General features: G+C 59.6%; 11 protein-coding genes. 4 read left to right on the top strand and 7 right to left on the bottom strand.

Annotated features, from left to right (window positions below):
- Positions 1–32 precede the first annotated feature (32 nt).
- From LOY70_RS15150 to LOY70_RS15140, 3 genes are all read left to right on the top strand, one after another.
- Positions 33–4,367: a SpvB/TcaC N-terminal domain-containing protein gene (locus tag LOY70_RS15150; protein WP_265037900.1), complete on the top strand. Its 4,335-nt coding sequence runs from the start codon at positions 33–35 to the stop codon at positions 4,365–4,367.
- A 77-nt stretch (positions 4,368–4,444) separates the two neighbouring features.
- Positions 4,445–7,180 carry an RHS repeat-associated core domain-containing protein gene (locus tag LOY70_RS15145; protein ID WP_265037898.1) on the top strand — a complete coding sequence of 912 codons (2,736 nt, stop codon included), beginning with the start codon at positions 4,445–4,447 and terminating at the stop codon, positions 7,178–7,180.
- Positions 7,181–7,263: 83 nt separating this feature from the next.
- A complete protein-coding gene (locus LOY70_RS15140) occupies positions 7,264–7,506 on the top strand; it encodes a hypothetical protein (RefSeq protein ID WP_265037896.1) in 243 nt (80 codons plus the stop codon).
- Position 7,507: 1 nt separating this feature from the next.
- Here LOY70_RS15140 and LOY70_RS15135 read toward each other — a convergent pair whose 3' ends face one another.
- The 6 genes from LOY70_RS15135 to LOY70_RS15110 form a co-directional block, all read right to left on the bottom strand.
- On the bottom strand, positions 7,508–8,500 hold the full coding sequence (locus LOY70_RS15135) for a LacI family DNA-binding transcriptional regulator (protein ID WP_265037895.1): 993 nt from the start codon (positions 8,498–8,500) through the stop codon (positions 7,508–7,510).
- 75 nt (positions 8,501–8,575) lie between these two features.
- Positions 8,576–10,078, bottom strand: coding sequence for a glycoside hydrolase family 32 protein (locus tag LOY70_RS15130; protein WP_265037893.1), 1,503 nt, complete (start codon positions 10,076–10,078; stop codon positions 8,576–8,578).
- Positions 10,075–11,211, bottom strand: a complete 1,137-nt coding sequence (locus LOY70_RS15125) for an ABC transporter ATP-binding protein (protein ID WP_265037891.1) — start codon at positions 11,209–11,211, stop codon at positions 10,075–10,077. The genes LOY70_RS15130 and LOY70_RS15125 overlap by 4 nt, the downstream gene beginning before the upstream one ends.
- A gap of 27 nt (positions 11,212–11,238) precedes the next feature.
- Positions 11,239–12,081, bottom strand: coding sequence for a carbohydrate ABC transporter permease (locus tag LOY70_RS15120; RefSeq protein ID WP_123417397.1), 843 nt, complete (start codon positions 12,079–12,081; stop codon positions 11,239–11,241).
- Positions 12,078–13,040 carry a carbohydrate ABC transporter permease gene (locus LOY70_RS15115; RefSeq protein ID WP_265037889.1) on the bottom strand — a complete coding sequence of 321 codons (963 nt, stop codon included), beginning with the start codon at positions 13,038–13,040 and terminating at the stop codon, positions 12,078–12,080. The genes LOY70_RS15120 and LOY70_RS15115 overlap by 4 nt, the downstream gene beginning before the upstream one ends.
- 21 nt (positions 13,041–13,061) lie before the next feature.
- Positions 13,062–14,336, bottom strand: coding sequence for an ABC transporter substrate-binding protein (locus tag LOY70_RS15110; protein ID WP_265037887.1), 1,275 nt, complete (start codon positions 14,334–14,336; stop codon positions 13,062–13,064).
- Positions 14,337–14,504: 168 nt separating this feature from the next.
- On the opposite strand from LOY70_RS15110, the gene LOY70_RS15105 reads away from it, so the two are divergent.
- The gene (locus tag LOY70_RS15105) at positions 14,505–16,067 is read left to right on the top strand and encodes a carbohydrate porin (RefSeq protein WP_265037885.1); all 1,563 of its coding nucleotides are present in this window, start codon (positions 14,505–14,507) and stop codon (positions 16,065–16,067) included.
- 56 nt (positions 16,068–16,123) lie between these two features.
- On the opposite strand, the gene LOY70_RS15100 is transcribed toward LOY70_RS15105, so the two are convergent.
- Positions 16,124–16,702, bottom strand: coding sequence for a TetR/AcrR family transcriptional regulator (locus LOY70_RS15100; RefSeq protein WP_265037883.1), 579 nt, complete (start codon positions 16,700–16,702; stop codon positions 16,124–16,126).
- Between the last annotated feature and the right edge of the window lie 70 nt (positions 16,703–16,772).

Below are 16,772 nucleotides of genomic sequence, written 5' to 3'. Positions count from 1 at the left end.
TTGGCTCCAGCAGATCTGCTTGGAGCCAGGCGATGGATCAAACGGAAAGCGTCAGCATCACACCGCCCTCGTTGCCCAAGGGAGGAGGGGCGATACAGAGCATTGGCAAAGGCTGGGGGGAGGTCGGCTCCAGCGGCAAGGCTTCGTTTGATTTGCCGTTACCGATTTCTCCTGGCCGCGGTTTCGCACCACCCTTGACGCTTGGATACGGCAGCAGTGTGGGCAATAGCCTGTTCGGTATCGGCTGGGTGCTGTCGCTAGGTTGTGTGGCGCGGCGGACCAGCAAGGGCGTGCCGGACTACACCGACGAAGATGTCATCCTCGGGCCGGACGGCATGGTCTGGATGCCGGAACGCACGGCTGCCGGGGAGATCTTGCGTATACAAGTGAGGCGCTATCGGGGCCTGGACCTGGGCACCGAATATCAGGTCGCGCGTTATTTCCCGCGTATCGAAGGCGCGTTCGAGCGCATCGAGCATTGGCGTTCGGCAACTGATTACCCCGGATTCTGGCTGGTGCATGGCGCCGACGGCACCTTGCACTTGTACGGCATCAACCGCTCCTCACGCAGCACTGACCCCGACGACTCCCTACGTGTCGGTGAGTGGCTGCTGGAAGAAAGCCTGAATGCCCACGGCGAACATATCCTTTATGAATATGCCGGTGAAGACCACGCCGGCATGCCAGCGGATACGCCCCGTGACTTTCGTGCCCAGTGTTACCTCAGTCGGGTGCGCTACGGCAATTTCGAGGCCTGCGCGCACCTCTACCACTGGGTGCCGGAACAGATGGATCAAGCGCAGTGGCACTTCGATCTGATTTTTGATTACGGTGAGCGTGACAGCGGGGTAAACGATGTTCCTGCCTACGAACCGACGGGTGAGTGGCCGGTACGCAGCGACCCGTTCGCCACCTACGGCTATGGGTTCCTGCTGGGTAACCTAAGGCTGTGCCGACAGGTGCTGATGTTCCATCGGTTCGCCGAGTTGGGCGCTGAACCGCGGTTGGTGCACCGGCTATTGTTTGAATACGGTACCACCGAGCTGGGCTACAGCCTGTTGTCTGCTGCGCACCAGCAAGGTTATGACGAGCAAGGGCGCATCGAGTCGCGCCCGCCGGTGGAGTTCAGCTACTCGGTGTTTTCGACTGAAGACACTGAGTACCAGCAATTCGAGGCCATGCCAGGTCTCAACGACGGCCAGCAATATCAATTGGTCGACCTGTATGGCGAGGGCTTGCCGGGGGTGCTCTATCGCAGCGACAAGGCTTGGTACTACCGCGAGCCGTTGCGTGCGCAGGCGGCACAAACACCGGATGAGGTGAGCTACGACGCCTGGGAACGACTGGACGCCATTCCGGTGATGGACAGCCGCAAGCCGATGCGCCAGGCGCTGATGGACCTTACCGGTGATGGCCGGCTGGACTGGGTGATGGCGCAACCCAGGGTGAGCGGTTTCTTCACACTCAACCCGGACCGCACTTGGTCGAAATTCGTCACTTTTGCCGCGTTCCCGCTGGAGTTCTTCCACCCGCAAAGCCAATTGGCCGACTTGATGGGCGGCGGTCTGTCGGACCTTGCCCTGATCGGTCCGCGCAGCGTGCGCTTATACGCCAATCGTCGGGAAAAGGGGTTTGGCACAGGCAAGGATGTGGCACATGACGTCGAAAGTGCTCCCGCAGACCGTCTCCCATTGTTGAGTCAGGCACAGACCGAACTGGTGGCCTTCAGCGATGTACTGGGCAGCGGTCAGCAGCATTTGGTACGCATTCGCCACAATGAGATTGTCTGTTGGCCCAATCGCGGCCATGGTCGTTTCGATCCAGGTTTTCGCTTGGGAAGTTTGCCTTACAGCTACGAGTCCTTCGACGTTTCGCGGATATTGCTGGCGGATCTGGACGGTTCCGGCGCGGCGGACCTGATCTACCTCACCAGTGAGCATGCCGAAATTTTCATGAACCGGACCGGCATGGGCTTTGAAAGCACGCCACGAATCCAGCCCTGGCCGCCGGGTGTACGCTACGACCGGCTGTGCCAGGTCAGCGTCGCCGACTTGCAAGGGCTGGGTTGTTCCAGCCTGGTGCTGACTGTCCCGCATATGAAACCGCAACATTGGCGTTGTGACTTCGTCCAGGCCAAGCCGTATCTGCTGCATCGCACGGATAACAATATGGGCGCGGTGGGAGAGGTGATCTACCGCAGTTCGGCCCAGGAATGGCTGGATGAAAAACATGAATTGCTGGCGGTGCAGTTGGAGATCGCCAGTTATGTGCCGTTTCCGATGCCGGTGGCTATCGAGCAGCGCCAGCTCGATGAAATCACCGGTAATCGACTGACCCAGCGCTTTCAATACCGCCAGGGCTTCTACGATGGGCAGGAGCGTGAGTTCCGCGGCTTTGGCCTGGTGCTGCAAGGCGATAGCGAAATCACCGGTGACGAACAGCCGCGGACGGGGTTTACCGCGCCGGTACTGCGCAAGAGCTGGTTCCATACCGGGCGCACCCCGGACCTGCCAGGCCTGGACTACGACCGGTCGGACTGCGCGGCCCAGGTGTTGGGGCCGGCATTGCTGCTGGCGCCGCAAGGTGACGAGCTCGATGAGATCATCAGCCAGGCCGATGACGAAACCTGGCACGACATGGCCTACGCCATGGCCGGCTTACCGTTGCGGGTTGAAGTCTTCGGTCGCGATGACGCGGACCCATTGCTGGTAAATCCCTATTCGGTACAGCAATACCGTTACGCGGTGCGCCTGTGGCAGGTACGGGACGAGCACCAGCCTTACTGCCGGATGCAGCCGCTGGAGCTGGAGTCCATCGCATATACCTACGAGCGCCAGCCCGACGATCCCTTGTGCCAACACCACATCAGCCTGGCCTGGGATCGTTATGGTGGCCTGATCCATGAGGTGACGGTCGACTATGCCCGGCGCAAGGAGGTTGGCGATGAACCGCCGTTCAGCGAAGCCCACGAACAAACCTGGTGGCGTGCCGCCCACGATGAGGCGCAGCACTATTACTACCTGAACGAAAGCCGCGCGAAGCTCATTCACCTGGATGATCCACAAGCCTGCCGCCTGGGCTTGCCGTACCTGGCTCGCAGTAACGCCTTGGTACTGCCGAAGGCAGTGTTACGACCAGAAGATATTGCCTATGAGGCCATGCTCGACCGTCTCAATGCCCCGCCCGGTGATGACTTCAAGCGAGTATTGAGCAAGCTGTCCGAGCAGCGATACCAAGAGGCCGGCCAAACCCTGCCGGCGGGACAGGCGAGCTTCGAGGCGTTGGCCGACTACCTTGAATCTGCCGAGCTGGATGAGGCGGCGCTGCAGGCCTATGCGTCGGTGCTCAGCCCCCAGGAGTTGGCGGACAAGCTGCCCAGGCTCGGTTACCGACCCATGGCTGCCGCGCTGCCGGAGGAACCGGACAGGGTGTTGTGGTCGACGCGTAAGGGGTTCATGACCTACGCCGGATTGGAAGGTTTTTACCGGCTGATCAGTGCCCGTCCCACCGAAAGCCAAGGGTCGACGGACGTTAGTTTCGATCCCTATTACTGCCTGCCGCTCAGCGTCACCACCGCTGACGGATGCCGCACCCGCGTGGCCGAAGTTGACTATCGGTTTCTGCTACCCCGGTGCATCGTCGATCCGAACCAGAACATCCAGGAAGCTTGTTTTGACGGGTTTGGTGAACTGCTCGCCAGCAGTTTCCATGGCACTGAGCGTGGCATCGCGGTCGGTTTCGACCCCATAGACGAGTACCAGTCGGTTGTCCGTTCGCCCGCCGAAGCCATTGCCGACCCCGACGCGGCCCTGCAAGGCGCGGCCAGTGCCTTTTTTCGCGATGCGTTCAGCTGGATGCAGCGCCGTGAGCCGGTCCACGCGGCCGTGCTGCAAGCCGACCGCTATCCGCAACCGCCGGACCATCCCGGACGCAAGATCCGTATCGCTGTGCAGTGCTGGGACGGTTTTGGCCGCAGCCTACAGAGCAAGCAGAAGGTCGAGCCGGGCACGGCCTACCAGATTGCAGACGACGGCAGCCTGGTGCTTGATGGCGACCAGCCGGTGAGCGCGCCGGCCACCGAGCGTTGGCGGGTCAGCGAGCGAGTCGAATACAACAACAAAGGATTGGCGGTGCGCGTCTACCGCCCGTACTTTGCTGACGGCTATCGCTATATCAACGATGAGTCGTTTCGCCGCTTCGGTCATTGCGACCAGCAGTTCTACGATCCCTTGGGACGCCCGACCTTGACGGTGACCGCCATGGGCTATTGGCGTCGTCAGCGTTACCTGGGGTGGTACAGCATTGCCGAAGATGAGAATGACACCTTGGAAGAGTCCCGGGCTAACGAAGAGGCTTTGAATCACTGAACGGCCGTTGTCGTAGGCGACCGAGCCAGATGATGAGTCCTGGATAGGCTGCCAGACCAGAGGGGCATTCAAGAGTGATGAGCTCCATTCACGACCACACGCCGATATTGACAGTAGTCGATCCGCGAAAGCTGGATATTCGCCGGGTGGACTATTGCCGTTCTGTCGAGATGATGGAGGCCGAAGAGCGGATCAATCGCAGTGCCTATGATGCGCAGGGACGCCAGGTTGAGCAGTGGGATCCCAGGCTCTGGGCGCTCCGCATAGAGGATGCCGAAACACCCGCCAACCTCAGCAATCGTTATTCATTGTCGGGCAAGGTCCTGAGTTCGCTCAGCGTCGATGCCAGTGAGCGAATCAGCCTGTTTGGCGATGGCGATCAACTGATTCAAGCCTGGGACAGTCGAGGTAGCGAGCGGCAAATTGAGTACGACGATCTGCTGCGTCCCCTGGCGATCTTCGAGCAGGGCGAAGACGAAACACCACGCTGCACCGAACGTTATGAATACGCCGATGCTGAAGCCGAATTCGCCACGCATAACCAATGTGGGCAGTTGATCCGCCACGATGATCCGGCGGGTACTCAGGTGCTGGACGAGTACGCCTTGACGGGCGGAGTGCTCGATCAGACTCAGCGTTTTTTAAGTTCGCTGGAAACACCGGATTGGCCGCCCGCGCTGCCGGAAAGAGATGCCCTGGTGGAACCTGTCGCACAAGCGGCCAGCAGTTCTTCTCGCTTCAACCCGCTGGGCGATGTGCTGGAACAGATCGATGCCAAGGGCAATCGGCAATCGTTCGGCTACAGCGTCGACGGTCAATTGCTCGCCACTCACTTGCAACTCAACGATCAATCCACTTCTCAAAACCTGGTCAGCAACATCGCCTACAACGCCTACGGCCAAGTTGAACGGGAAACCGCCGGCAACGGTGTGGTCAGCACGCTGACCTATCGGCCTGAAGATGGCCGCTTGATGCGGCTTGAGGCGCGACGCGGAACTGAAGCGCTGCAAGACCTGCATTACGCCTATGACCCGGTGGGCAATGTGCTGAGCATCGAAGACGCCACCTTGCCAATTCGCTTCTTTGCCAATCAGCGGGTTGAACCAACCAAGCACTATTGCTACGACAGCCTCTACCAACTGACCGAGGCGACAGGCTGGGAGGCGGGCAGAGCCAGCCGAGGCCCCGGCTTCAATCGCTTCGATGATCCAGGCGCTGTCGCCAACTACCGCCAGACTTACCACTATGACGCCGGTGGTAACTTGCTTGAATTGATCCATGTCGGACCGCAGAACCACAGCCGTAAACTGACCGCAGCCCGCTACAGCAATCGCTGCCTGCCGGAAAAAAATGACCGACCACCCACCGAAGATGAAATTGCCGCAGCGTTTGATGGCAACGGCAACTTGCTGGAACTGCAACCGGGCCAGGCGATGAATTGGGATCTGCGCAATCAGTTGCGTGAAGTGCGACCGGTTGAGCGCAAAGGGGCCGACGATGACCGTGAGTTGTACCTGTACGGCGGTGATGGCCTGCGACGGCGCAAGATCCGTTCGACCCACACCAACGCTCGCTCGCTGATCTCGGAAGTGCGTTATCTGCCGGGCCTGGAGATCCGCACCCACGAAAGCACTGGCGAAGTGTTGCAAGTGATCTGCGCGCAGGCCGGACGCAGTGCCATGCAAGTGCTGCATTGGGAAACGGCACCGCCGTCCGGTATTGCCAATGACCAGTATCGCTACAACCTGACTGACCACCTGGGCTCCAGTTGCCTGGAACTGGATAACGAGGCCGAAGTGATCAGTCAGGAAACCTATCATCCCTTCGGCAGTACGGCTTGGTTTGCTGGACGCAGCGAAGTCGAGGCCAGTTACAAGACGGTGCGCTATTCGGGCAAGGAGCGTGATGCGACAGGGCTTTATTATTATGGGTTCAGGTATTACGCACCGTGGTTGCAACGATGGATCAATCCGGATCCTGCGAGCACTATTGATGGTTTGAATCTGTTTGTGATGGTTAGTAATCGGCCTGTTTTACTCCATGATAAAAATGGGTTGAATGGTGAAGGCTCGGTTTTCGCTCCCCCCGAGAACCTCGGTAAATGGCGTCTGGAGCGTCTGCAACTATCCCATTCAGAACTAAAAACCAGGAATAGTGTAGGGCATAACATTATTGCTCAGCTGGACGTTTCATACAGACCTGGCTGGATGGATCGTTGGTTGGGGAGTTTTGAGGAACCCCCAGCTTTGGTATGGTATGAAAAAATAACACTCAACGATTTCCAAAAGCAGGAGCGCTGGCAATTCGAGGCTGATATGTTCAAGCACAGTCCTTCTAGTAGAACGATGGAAGTTTGGCCAAAGCGCTATCTTGAAGCATTCAATACGTCTGCCGGTAAACCTGGCTTGGCCCGAGGGTCAATAGTTTTGCAGGACGTTGTAGGAGAGAAAGTAAAGCTCGATGCTCTGGGGAGCGAGTCATGGGATAACGAACGCAAAGCCGAATCGGTGCGTTCTTATCTTTCAAGAAATGGCGGGATACTTGCTTTTGAGATTCATGATGTGCCCTCAATTGTATTGCGTGCGGATACTCATAAAGAGCGATTGCTGGAAATACAGGTGGGGCTTGAAGGTGCGAATACGACGGCATCAATTAAACAATATCTGTATGTGAACGATTCCAAGTCATCCATGGGGTTTCAACGAATGGTGGGTACGAAAACCTTTGAGATGCGGGAGGGTTTGAACCTTGTCGATGCGCCGGTCCAAGTAACCATGAGAAGGCCCTATATAAAATTCCCGGGAGAATTTTAATGGCCATATTTCGATCCTGTACGGCTGTTAGTATCGTGCTTGGGTCGTCATTAAAACTGGCTGTCTCCATGAGAGCTTGAGCCATGTCCAGACTGATAGGTGGTATTCATGCTCACACCCCGACGCTGACGGTGATCGATTCACGCGGGTTCACGGTACGATCCGTGGCTTATTGCCGTTCTGTTGCGGTGGCGCAGGCTGCAGAGTGGATCAACCGCAGTGCCTATGATGCGTTGGGGCGCCTGATTGAGCAGTGGGATCCCAGGCTCTGGGTCGGATCAGCGGAAGCTAAAGGAAATACTCGCCAACAGCATATCAAGCGCTGACCTATATCGAAGCCCTAACCACCAACGGACAATCCACCCGCTGGGCCCCCGACACCTCAAGTCCCTCGATCAAGTGTCGGGCCGCCTGGCGGCCGATTTCGTAGTAGGGCAGTTGCACTGTGGTCAATGGCGGGATGAACAGTTCGGCGATGCCAATCATGTTGTCATAACCCAGCACGGCAACGTCGTCGGGGATTTTCAGGCCACGGCCCAACAACAGCTGATAGGCGCAAAAGGCAATGCGGTCGTTGCCGCAAATCAGGATGTCGAATTGCGGACGACCGTCGATGATGTGCCGGTCGAGGATGGCGGCGGTTTCACCGTAGGCATCGTGATCGGACAGGTCGTATTGCAGGAGGGCGTCAGGCGCAACTCCGAATGCCTGACAGGCAGTTTGCAAGCCTTCTTGCCGCAGGCCCCAGGCCAGGCTCTTTTTCGGCAGGTTGATGCACAGCGGGCGCCGATAGCCTTGGCCCAAGGCGTGATGCACGGCGCGATGCTGCCCGGCCTCATCATCGGGCACATAACTGACCAGGCGACTGTCATCGGCCAGGCAATTGGCGAGTACCAGCGGTTTGCTCTTCAATCGCTCGGGAATGCTCACTTGGCGCAAGCCCATGGCGCTGAAGATCAACCCGTCGGGACGGTGCGACAGCATCAGGTCGATATTCTGGTCGGTGGGCGGGTTGCTCAACAGGTTGAGGATGAAGACATTCCAACCCGCCTGCTGCGCGGTCTGTTCGATGGACAGCAGCAGCTCGACCGCGAACGGTGTGGTCGCGGTGTCCAATGCGAACACACCGATGGTGCGGGATTGCAAGTTGTCGCCGCGCATCTTGCGCGCCGACAGGCTCGGTACGAACTGCAGTTCATCAATGGCGCGACGTACCCGCTGAAGGGTTTCGGGGCTCAGCTTTTCCGGATTGTTGAGCGCTCGAGAAACCGTCATCAAGGACACGCCGGCCAGCTGTGCAACGTCTTTCACTGAAGTCATGCGAGGTGCGGCCAGTCAGGTGGACGCCGAATCATGACACAGGGCCCGGGCTTGTCGCGACTCCAATGGCGACGTTCATAGCCATCCCGAGGCCAGGGGCCATGCCTGGGGAATGGAGACGCTCCCGCCAGTCCCGTTTGCCAGGAGCTTCACCCCCAGACTGTCGGGCCGAGGATAGAGGCGGCTGCTGAGGCTGAAGCGCCCGGTTTCATCAAACACCTCGATGGATGAGCGATCCAGGAACACGCGCAGTTGCAGTGGCCCTTGTTCCGGGTCTATTGAGACGCTGCGCTGGCCAGTCACTTGCTCGCCCGAACGACTGCGGTCGAGCACCAGGCGTTGCAGGGACGCATCGTAATAAAGCAGGGTTTCTTCATGTCCATCGACACTGCAGCGCAGGGCAACGCCCAGTTGGCCCTCGGTGCAGCCGAGCAAATCCAGGTGCACATGGACTTCGAGGCGGTCGCCCTGCACGTGTGGCACCCATTGGCTGCCCGACTCGCCCCACGCAGGCGTGCTCGGCAACGGCGCCTTGCGCAAAGCTGTCAGTTCCCGGGCCGGAAACACGCCAAGGCGATCGGCCTGCAATTGCAGTTCGCGCGGCAAACCGAGCATCCCGCACCAGTGATGGGCCTGGCTCGGCATCGGGCTTTCCCACATGTCGAGCCAGGCCCACACCAGGCGGCGACCGTCGGCAGCCACCAGCGTTTGCGCGGCGTAGAAGTCATGGCCGTTATCCAGCTCGATGAAAGGCCCACCGGTGAAATGCCATTGGCTGTCGAGTTGGCCCACGCGGTAGCCGGTCTGGTACTTGTTGAGCCGGTCGTACCCCTCGGGCCGCATGCCCTGGGGGGAGTACAGCAACACATCGCGCCCGTCCAGGCGAAACAGATCCGGGCATTCCCACATATAGCCATCGCCTTCATCACCGCTGGCCACATAGTCGAGGAATTCCCAGGCGTGCAGATCCGTCGAACGGTACAGCGGGAGCAGCGGCGTGTCGCCCAGGCGCGCCCCGGCAATCAGGTACCAATGCTCATCGTCCTGCCAGACCTTGGGATCACGAAAGTGCATGATCGCGTCTTGCGGTGGCGTCTCGATGATCGCGCCATGCTTGACGAACTGGACGCCGTCGACACTGGTGGCCAGGCACTGGACTTGGCGGATCTGGCGTTCGTCACCCACGTCTCCCAGCCAGGTGTGCCCGGTATAGATCAGCGCCAGGGTATCGCCACACACCACCGCGCTCCCGGAAAAACACCCGTCGCGGTCAAAGTCATCGCCCGGCGCCAGTGCAATGGGCAGGTGCTGCCAATGGACCAGGTCGGCACTCTTGGCGTGCCCCCAATACATCGGGCCCCATTTCGCGTCGAAGGGGTGATATTGATAGAACACGTGATATTCGCCACGAAAGTACACCACCCCATTAGGGTCGTTCATCCAGCCCACCGGCGGGGCGAGATGATAGTCAGGTCGATAGTCGTGGATGACGCGAGACAGGCCATCACTCGATGCCCGCTGCGCCAGCTCAAGGGGCGTGGACATAGGGGCGTTCATGGTATTCGAAGACACAGTCATAGGGCGTTTGCTCGTACCGAGCGCAGGGTCACGTTATCCGGCGGGGTTTGCGGGTGACGTTTCAAGGCGGTACCGTCGGCGTCGAACAGGTGCAGATTGTCGAACGCCAGCTGCAGTTCAACCCGGTCGCCCACCTGCCACCCGGCGTTGACTTCACAGCGACAGATCAGGGGCTCCTCCTGGCCGGTGTCGAGGTGCACATAGGTTTCGCTGCCCAGGTATTCGACAACGGTCACGGCGACGCCAGTGCTGCTTTGCGCCGCTTTGAGCGCTACATGCTCCGGTCGAATCCCCAGCGTCAGCGGGGTGTTCGGCGCCAGTCCCGAGCTGTCGAAGGGCAGGGCGGTCATCCCCAATACGAGGCTTTTAACCAGGCTGGTTGCGCCTGGGGTGTGCAGGAATGCTGGAAGAAAATTCATTCTGGGTGAACCCAGGAAACCGGCGACAAAACGGCTGACTGGGCGCTCGTAGAGTGCTTGCGGTGAGCCGACTTGCTCGATGCGCCCGCCATTGAGCACGACAATTTTGTCGGCCAGGGTCATCGCTTCAACCTGATCGTGGGTGACGTAGATCATGGTCGAGCCCAGTCGCGCGTGCAGCCGGGCGATCTCATTGCGCATCTGCACCCGCAACGAGGCGTCCAGGTTCGACAGCGGCTCATCGAACAGCAAAATGTCCGGCTCCCGGGCCATCGCGCGGCCCATGGCCACCCGCTGACGCTGGCCGCCGGACAGTTCCTTGGGTTTGCGTTGCAGCAGCTTGTCCAATTGCAGGATCTGCGCGGTTTTCAGCACACGCTCGCGCAGCGTGGTTTTTTCGGTCTTGGCCAGTTTGAGACCAAAACTGATGTTGTCGTAGACGCTCATGTGCGGGTACAGCGCATAGGATTGAAACACCATGCCGACGCCACGCTCCCGCGGTTCCAAGTCGTTGACCCGGCGTCCGTCGATCAGCAGGTCGCCGCCGCAGATCGAATCCAGTCCGGCGATCAGACGCAGCAAAGTCGATTTTCCGCAGCCCGAGGGGCCGACGAACACCACGAACTCACCCGCGGCGATTTCCAGGCTGACATCGCGAAGAATGCGCGCGCCGCCCAATTGCTTGTTCACGTTGTCTAGCTTCAACTTGATCACGATGCTGTTCCTTGTCTTTGTTGGGCATCAACCCTTTAACGCGCCGGTAGTGAGGCCGGAAACGATTCGGCGCTGGAAGATCAGCACCAGAATCACCAATGGGACGGTGACCAGCACTGATGCGGCCATCAGCAACCCCCAAGGCAACTCATGGGGGCTGCCGCCGGAAATCAGGGCGATGGCCACCGGGACCGTGCGCTGCGTGTCGGTGAGGGTGAAGGTCAGGGCAAACAGAAACTCGTTCCACGCGGCGATGAACGCCAACAGGCCGGTGGTGACCAGTGCAGGCCAGAGCAGCGGCAGCAGCACGCGGGTCAATGTGACCCAAGGGGAAGCGCCATCCATGATGGCCGCCTCTTCCAGTTCATGGGGCAGTTGGCCCATGAAGGTGGTCAGCACCCAGACGGTGAAGGGCAGGGTGAAAATCGTGTAGCTCAGGATCAATGCCCAGGACGTGTTGTACAGGCCCAGGGCCCGAATCACCTCGAACAGCCCCGACAGCACCGCGACCTGGGGAAACATCGACACGCCCAGCACCATCATCAAGACCGTGCCACGCCCCCGGAACTTCACCCGGCCCAGGGCATAGGCGGCGGTCAGGCTGAGGAACAGCGCCAACGTGACCACGCACAGCGCCACCACCAGCGAGTTACCAATCGCCCGCAGGAATGAGGCTTGGCTGAGCACTGCGGCATAGTTGGAAAAGTCGGGACGGTCGATCCAGTAGCTCACCTGGAACAAGGCGCTGGATGGTTTCAGCGACGTCACGATGGCGTAGTAGAAAGGGAAGACCGCATACAGCAGCAGTACCCCGATCAGGCACCAGAACCCGAGGCGCAGCAGCGCTTTTTTCAGCAGGCGCGGGCTCATGAGCGCACCTCCAGCTGACGGCGACCGAGGTACAGGTAAACCATGGCGATCACCGCAACGACCAGGAACAACAGGGTCGAGGCCGCGCTGCCGTAGCCGACGTCCTGGAACTCCACTAGGTGCTGGCGGGCGTAGACCGACATGCTCATGGTGCTCGACGAATTCGAGGTCAGCACGTAGATGACGTCAAACACCCGCAAAGAATCGAGGATCCGGAAGATCGCCGCCACCAGCAAGGCCGGCATCAACAGGGGCAGGGTGACCCGCCAGAACACCTTCAGCGGGTGAATGCCATCGACCCGGGCGGCTTCGTAGCAATCGCCCGGCAACATCTGCAAGGCCGCCAGCATCAGCAGCGTGACAAAAGGAACGGTCTTCCAGACGTCGACGATGATCACCGCCCACATCGACAGGCCGGCGTCTGCCGTCCAGGCCAGGGGCGCGTCAATCAGGCCGAAGCTCAGCATCAGATGATTGATGATGCCGAACTGGTCGTTGAGCATCCAGGACCAGATCTTCGCCGAGACAATGGTCGGGATCGCCCAGGGAATCAGGATCAGTGCCCGCACCAGGGCGCGTCCGGTGAACTGAATGTTCAGCAGCAGCGCCACCAGCAGCCCCAGTATGATCTCCAACCCCACTGACACCACGGTGAAATGCAAAGTGTTGCGCACCGCGTTCCACCATTGTGGATCGACCAGGATGCCTGACCAACCGGTGCTGCTGTGGAACAGATAGTTGCTCAAGCCGACAAAGGTTGCGTCACCGGTATCGGCCAGGCTGGCGTCGGTCAGGCTAAACCAGAATGTGCGCAGCAGCGGCCAGGCCGCGACCAGGGCCAGACACAGCAACATCGGCGTCAGGAACAGCCAGGCGGCGCGAACCCGACGGCGTTGTACCGGCGTTTCGCGGGTAAGCAACAGCTCGTCAGAGGGGGCAAGGGCAGTGGAGACAGACATGGTGATTTCCTTCCTTGTGGCTTACCAGTTCCGGCGTTTGATGCGCGTGAGTTCGCTTTCCAGCTCGGCCAGCGCCTGATCGACCGGCCGCTCGCCGGCGAGGACGCCATGCACCTGATCGAAGAAGGCATTGGAGACCCGTGGATAGCGATCGGCGGTGATCGAGGCAGGGCGCATGACCCCATCATTGAGGATGCTGTGCAGCTGGCTGTAATAAGGCATCGCCGCGAGCAGCTCGGGATCTTGGTAGAGCGATTCGATCACCGGGTTGTAGGCACCGACCAGCGCACGATGTTTCTGCTGCCGGGCACTGCTCAGGTAGCTCACCAGTTCCGCGGCAAGCTTTGGATTGGCGCTATAGCGCGAGACCGCCAGGCCCCAGCCACCGAGGGTGGAGGCATGGGTGCCGGCCTCGCCACCGCGGGGCAGGGGGGCGACGCCGACCTTGTCTTTCACGGCGCTGTCCGGGCTTTGCACCAAGGCCCAGACATACGGCCAGTTACGCATGAACAGCGCATTTCCCGACTGGAACACGCCGCGGCCTTCTTCTTCGGTGTAATTGAGTACGCCCCGTGGAGAGATGTCGCCCACCCAGCTTTTCGCCAGGGTCAAAGCCGTTCTTGAAGCCTGGCTGTTGACCACGATGTCGCCTTTGGCATTGACCAGGCCACCGTCCGGTTGGCTGCTGATCCACTCCAGCGCATTACACGTCAGGCCCTCGTAGGCGCGGCCCTGGAATATGTAGCCCCAAGCATTGGCGTTACCGGCGTTGCGCTCGGCCAGCTGGATATCCCTGGCAGTGGTGGTCATTTCCGCCCAGGTCTGGGGCACCGGTTTGTTGTACTTCTCGAGCCAGTCCTTGCGGTAATACAGCAGGCCCGAATCGGTGAACCACGGCATCGTCACCAGGCGTCCATTCACCGTGGCGTTATCCACCTGGGCCTGGAAGTAGCCCTGGGTCGCGTCGGCGGGAAGTACTTCGCGCAGATCCAGCAGATGCTTGGCCAGCATCCCCGGCCACACCATGTCGATTTGAATGATGTCGATGTCGCTGGACTGCGCACTCAGGATCTGTTGGTAGAACGACAATCTCTCAGTCGCCGAGTTAGGCGTGGACACCACCTCCACGCTGTTGCCGGTCTGTTTCGACCACACTTCGACAGCCTCCTTGCACAGTTGCAATTCGGCACCCACCGCGCCGCAGGAGATCGTGAGATTGGCGGCAGTCGAGAGGGATGGAAGTCCCCCACAAAGTACCAGTAACGCTGCGGGAAGGAGCGATTTGAGCTGTTTCATAAAGCCCTCTTTATTTTTGTTTTTAGAAAAGTTAACGTTAACATCGCCAAATGTAGCAGTGTATTTGCGATGAGGCATCCTTTTTTTCCTGGAGTCTGACAATTCAGAAACCACGAGAAGAAGGCGGTCGCGGGAACAAAAAAATAAAAACAAAACAGGGAAATCCACATGCAGAAAGCATCAAGCTGGCTTCTCGCAGGCGTGCTCGGCACCTCGGCGGCCACCGCTCAAGCCGCGACTCTGGAAGAACGCATGGCAGCGTTCGAGGCCCGCGCCAGCGCCGCCGAAAAACGCGCCGCCGCCGCCGAACAGCAAACCCAGGCACTGGCCAGGGAACTGCAACAACTCAAACTCGCCACACCCGCCATCCAACCGGTAGCGTCCACTGCAAACGTTGCAGCGCCGACGCTGGACACGCGATTAGCGAAACTCGAAGCCCGCCAGCAAAGCCTGGAGAAACAGGACAGCAGCCCACACCTCACGGATGGGTTCAGCTTCAAGGGTTACGCTCGCTCCGGATTGCTGGTCAACGATGGGCTGGGCGGAGGCCGTGGCGGCCCGTATACCACCCCGGCCGGTTCGGTGGGTGGCGCCGTCGGGCGATTGGGTAACGAAGACGACACCTACATGCGCATCGACCTGTCGAAAGAGCAGTACGCGCAGAACGGCACCCGTTCCATATTCACGGTATCCATTGCCGATGGCGTGGAAAGCTCCAATGATTGGACTGCCGACGAAAGCAACCTGAACGTGCGCCAGGTGTTTACCGAACTGGATCACATCGCCGCGTTCAAGGGCAATTCGATGTTCGAAAATTCCACCCTGTGGGCCGGCAAGCGATTTGATCGGGACAATTTCGATATCCACTGGCTGGACTCGGACGTCGTCTACCTGGCCGGTACCGGCGGAGGTATCTACGATGTGCAGATGAACAAGAATTGGCGCTCGAATTACTCATTGATCGGGCGTAACTACGGCGAATTCAGCGAGGGTGGCATCAATGCCGATGTGGAGAGCTACATCCTGACCTCCAACCAGTTTTTCGACAACGGGCAGTGGCAATGGATGTTCAATGCCATCGGGTCAAAGAAAAACGACATCGATATCCGCAGCAACGAAGCGGGCCTGACGCCAGCGGACTCCGGTTTGCACAGCATGGTGGCCAACCACCAGAAAAACTTCTTCGGCCGGGAAGGCTTTACCAAGGCGGCGTTGCTCTATGGGCAGGGGCTGGGCGCGGAGGTCAAGAACATCGGCTCCGATGGCGAGCTGATCGACGATGCCCGCGCGCTGCGCCTGGCGCTTTACGGCGAGACCCCCATTGCCCCCGGCTGGCGCATCGGTCCCAGCTTGCTGGCCGAACAGAGCAAGGACCGGTACGTCAAGGGTGACGACTACCGCTGGATGACGCTGAACGTTCGACTGGCCAATGAAATCAACAGCAATTTCGAGATGGCCTACGAGATGAGCTGGCAAACCATGGACCTCGATCCCAAGGGTTACCAGCAACGCAACGCGGTCGACGGTAATTTCTGGAAATTCACGATCGCCCCGACCTTCAAGCCTGACTTTGGTGACTTGCTCACACGCCCCGAACTACGGGTGTTCGCAAGCGTCATGGACTGGTCTTCGGATCTGGACCGCTACAGCGCCTCGGACTCCTTCGGCAAATCTGACTTCAATGCTGGCGGCGTGTGGCAATACGGAATACAGATGGAGACCTGGTTCTAAATGACTGAGGGCATCCTCTTCACAAACAGGGGATGCCGCTCATTTCAGCAGGGCGCTCATGACGTCTGCGACGCCAGGGATTGGAGTATTTCCCGGCGGCAGACCTCAAGGATTTCGTCCGCCAACGGCGAGTCATCCGGGCAAGCGCGGGACAACATCACCGCACCGACGGCATGGGCCAGCGTGTCGAGCATCTTCGCCCTGATGGCCTGCTGGTCCACTTCACTCTGTTGCACGCCTTCGCGCCCGAGGGCATCCAGGATGTTTTCAATGCCCTCGGCGAACGTGGTCTTGACCTCCGTTGATTGGCGCGCGGCATCCCCGCAAAGGGCGGACATCGTGCAACCCGCGTCGCGGGAATCACGATGGTCCCGGGACACGTAAAGATCGAAGAATGCCTTGGCCCCCATACCTGCGTTGTTGGTCAAGGATTGGGAAAGCCCGCACGCCGCCGCTTCCGCCATCAAATCGGCCTTGGAGCCAAAGTGCTTGTAGAACCCGCCATGGGTAAACCCGGCCGCCGCCATCAGGTCGGCGACGCCGACGCCGTCATAGCCACGCTCACGAAACAACCTGGACGCCGTTTCGACGATGTGCGCCCGGTTTAACTGCACCTGCGCTTTGCTGACTCTCATGACCCCATGCCTCTCTGCTTGGCTTGTTTCCAGAGCGCCAATATACATTGATGTTGATCAACATCAAAAC

Source organism: Pseudomonas sp. B21-054 (assembly GCF_026016345.1).
Classification (GTDB): Bacteria; Pseudomonadota; Gammaproteobacteria; order Pseudomonadales; family Pseudomonadaceae; genus Aquipseudomonas.
Note: the sequence above shows the minus strand (reverse complement) of the source record. Positions and strands in the feature narration are given on the sequence as shown.

Coding starts and splice junctions, on each gene's coding strand:
- LOY70_RS15150 (WP_265037900.1), top strand. CDS start 33: ATGGATCAAACGGAAAGCGTCAGCATCACACCGCCCTCGTTGCCCAAG.
- LOY70_RS15145 (WP_265037898.1), top strand. CDS start 4,445: ATGAGCTCCATTCACGACCACACGCCGATATTGACAGTAGTCGATCCG.
- LOY70_RS15135 (WP_265037895.1), bottom strand. CDS start 8,500: ATGACTTCAGTGAAAGACGTTGCACAGCTGGCCGGCGTGTCCTTGATG.
- LOY70_RS15120 (WP_123417397.1), bottom strand. CDS start 12,081: ATGAGCCCGCGCCTGCTGAAAAAAGCGCTGCTGCGCCTCGGGTTCTGG.
- LOY70_RS15115 (WP_265037889.1), bottom strand. CDS start 13,040: ATGTCTGTCTCCACTGCCCTTGCCCCCTCTGACGAGCTGTTGCTTACC.
- LOY70_RS15110 (WP_265037887.1), bottom strand. CDS start 14,336: ATGAAACAGCTCAAATCGCTCCTTCCCGCAGCGTTACTGGTACTTTGT.
- LOY70_RS15105 (WP_265037885.1), top strand. CDS start 14,505: ATGCAGAAAGCATCAAGCTGGCTTCTCGCAGGCGTGCTCGGCACCTCG.
- LOY70_RS15130 (WP_265037893.1), bottom strand. CDS start 10,078: ATGACTGTGTCTTCGAATACCATGAACGCCCCTATGTCCACGCCCCTT.
- LOY70_RS15100 (WP_265037883.1), bottom strand. CDS start 16,702: ATGAGAGTCAGCAAAGCGCAGGTGCAGTTAAACCGGGCGCACATCGTC.
- LOY70_RS15140 (WP_265037896.1), top strand. CDS start 7,264: ATGTCCAGACTGATAGGTGGTATTCATGCTCACACCCCGACGCTGACG.